Genomic DNA, 2,849 nt, shown 5'->3' with positions numbered 1-2,849 from the left:
TAAAGCTTATAAATAAAAACCATATTATAATTGTTATTAAAGCCGCTACAATCATATTTATTGGATTAAATATCTTTTTTATCTCATTTTTAATTATGTTCATAATCTCTCCCTTAATTTATATCTTGCTTTTTAAATTTATTTATAGTAAATAAGCTTCCTAAAATAATAACCATACCATTAGTAACTATCGTAATAAGCTCATAGTTCTTAAACATTATAGGTTCCATATCCATAAACCACATATGCGGATTACATATTAATTGAAATATATTATAATGAGAATATAATAAAAGTGGTGAGCTTTTACTTATTAGAGATGGTATCATCAAACTTATTCCAAATATTATAAAGAATATAAAAAACACTAAGTAACTATTTTTTATTAAGCTACATATTATAAATGAAATTGATACAAACATTACAGCACACACTATAACTATTAATACAGTTAGTATTAAATGTTCTATAAAAGTATTATTAAACCAACTTATATAAGGTGTATTATACTCCCAATTAAAAGCTGTGGTTATTGGTACATTTAAAACTTCACTATAATCAAACATAGTAAAGTAATAAAATAATGTAATTCCTAGAATTATACTACTTATTATCAGTGATGCAAGTATGCATACTGTAAACTTATCTTTTATATTATTTCTTCCTCTTTTTGTAGAATAAACTAATAAATTAGTTTTATTATCAAATTCAAAATTAATTAAATAAGCAGTTATAAGAACTACTAATATCATGATTTCATAAATACATTTTGAAAAAATATCCCTAAATAATAAGGAATGTATTCTATATGTTTGTCCTAAGAAAAATAAATTTTTATGTTCTTTATTTTCCTTTATCTCTTCAAATCTATTTGCTAACTCTTTATAATTTTCCCTTGCTAATCGAGCTGCACCTCCGCTTAATCCATAAGCTTCTATTGCCCTTTCTCCCATTTCCATAATATTTATATCTTCATAAGACTGAACTAGGCTTACACTTTGATTTGAATATAATTCTAATAAGGCAACTTGAGAAAAAAACTCTAATTCATCTTTTGTAAAAACTCCTTCTTCATAGTTATTAGAATAGTATTCATCACTAGCCATAAATTCACTTACACTTTTATATGTTTTATTTACCTTTTCCTTCGTTATCTTATTTAACTCCTTCAAACTATCTTTATACTTAGCCTTCATATTATTTATCATTTCATCGTTTATTTCATATCCAAACTCTGAAATCATATTACTTATTATTTTTATATCACTTTGAATATATTTATTTTGATTTATAGTAATTATATTGAATAAAATAAAAACTACAGTTAGTCCAATAATTACAGGAGAAGATACAATTTTCTTAATTTCATGTACTTTTATATTCATAAATTAAACCTCTACTACTTCATCTTTATATTCATATAAAAATACATCTTCTAAACTTGGATATGCTAAATTCCAATTTTTATCATACTCACCTTCACAAATAAATCTTACCTTAACTTTTCCATGTTCTTGTTTTTCCGATAAAGATAAATATTTTTTCCTAAAATCTATTAATTCTTTATTTTCTACTTCTGTCTCAAATACCTTACCATGTATTTTTTCACAAATATTTTCTATGTTATCTTTATAAAGTAACTCCTTATCCTTTATCATTACTACTTCATTTGATATAAATTCTATATCCGAAACGATATGAGTAGATACTATTATTATTCTATCCCTAGATAATTCACTTAGTAAATTTCTAAATCTAACTCTTTCCTTAGGATCTAGACCTGCTGTTGGTTCATCTAAAATTAATATCTTAGGATCATTTAAAAGAGCTTGTGCTATTCCTACCCTTTGTAACATTCCTCCTGAGAATTTTTTCATTTTTTTATCAGCCACATCTTCTAATGCCACTAATTTTAGTAATTTTTTTATTTTTTCCTTAGCCACAGTTTTTTCTATTCCTTTTAATGCAGCTAAATACATTAGGAATTTATTAGGGGAATAATTTTTATAATATCCAAAGTCTTGTGGTAAATATCCAAGTATTTCTCTATATCTATCGTCCATATTGATTATATTCTCTCCTTTATAAAGGATTTCTCCTTCAGTTGGATAGATTAATGTTGCTATCATTTTTATTAAAGTAGTTTTCCCTGCTCCATTTGGTGCAAGAAGACCATAGACTCCATTTTCAAATTCCATATTTATATTTTTTAAAGCACAAAAGTCTCCATAATTTTTGCTTATGTTTTTTATTGTTAACATGAATTTCCTCCATTATTTTGTAAGTATATGTTTAATTGCAATTAAATTCTTCATATATTTATTCGTATTTACCTTTTAAATAGTTTTATATTTTTATTTATTTTTTAATTAGTATAATTTTTTCTCTACATACTACTTAAATCTAATTTTACTGGTCTATTATAATTAGATAATATTTTTATATTTTTTAAATAAATAAATATTGATACTATATTTACTAAAGCATATACAACTAAAGGTAGCGATTGTAAAAATTCAAAATATTGATTAGAGCTTAATCTAAGTAAAACACCATTTCCTATACTCCAACCTACTATGACTATATATCTTGCTGCATAGTATTTTATTTTAGTAATTGAGTATAAAAATAATGCTGAAAATAAAAATATAGAAGTAATCGAAATCATAATTCCTCTAAGTAAAATTATTTGATTATATAATCCTAATACAAATACTATACTTGAAAAAATGGAAATCACACTAAACACTAGCATTCTAAGAGCTGCCACTTGATACAAATTATATTTACAAATCATCTCTATATCATAAGTATTATTTTCCTTTACATTAATTAGTGAAAATACATTT

At 23.8% G+C, this 2,849-nt stretch carries 3 protein-coding genes; all 3 read right to left on the bottom strand.

Annotation, left to right across the window (positions count from 1 at the left end):
• Positions 1-113 precede the first annotated feature (113 nt).
• On the bottom strand, positions 114-1,385 hold the full coding sequence (locus tag J7G74_RS15220) for an ABC transporter permease subunit (protein WP_297136887.1): 1,272 nt from the start codon (positions 1,383-1,385) through the stop codon (positions 114-116).
• Positions 1,386-1,388: 3 nt separating this feature from the next.
• Positions 1,389-2,261, bottom strand: coding sequence for an ABC transporter ATP-binding protein (locus tag J7G74_RS15215; protein ID WP_297136885.1), 873 nt, complete (start codon positions 2,259-2,261; stop codon positions 1,389-1,391).
• 125 nt (positions 2,262-2,386) lie between these two features.
• Positions 2,387-2,849 (bottom strand): hypothetical protein (locus tag J7G74_RS15210; protein WP_330616601.1); only part of this gene is annotated, 463 nt, incomplete at its 5' end.

This window comes from Terrisporobacter sp. (assembly GCF_017888745.1).
Taxonomy (GTDB): Bacteria; Bacillota; Clostridia; order Peptostreptococcales; family Peptostreptococcaceae; genus Terrisporobacter.
The sequence above is the reverse complement of the archived record's forward strand: the minus strand, read 5'-3'. Positions and strand labels throughout refer to the sequence as shown.

Bases quoted from the DNA above. Each gene is read 5' to 3' on its own strand.
- J7G74_RS15220 (WP_297136887.1), bottom strand. From the start codon at position 1,385: ATGAATATAAAAGTACATGAAATTAAGAAAATTGTATCTTCTCCTGTA.
- J7G74_RS15215 (WP_297136885.1), bottom strand. From the start codon at position 2,261: ATGTTAACAATAAAAAACATAAGCAAAAATTATGGAGACTTTTGTGCT.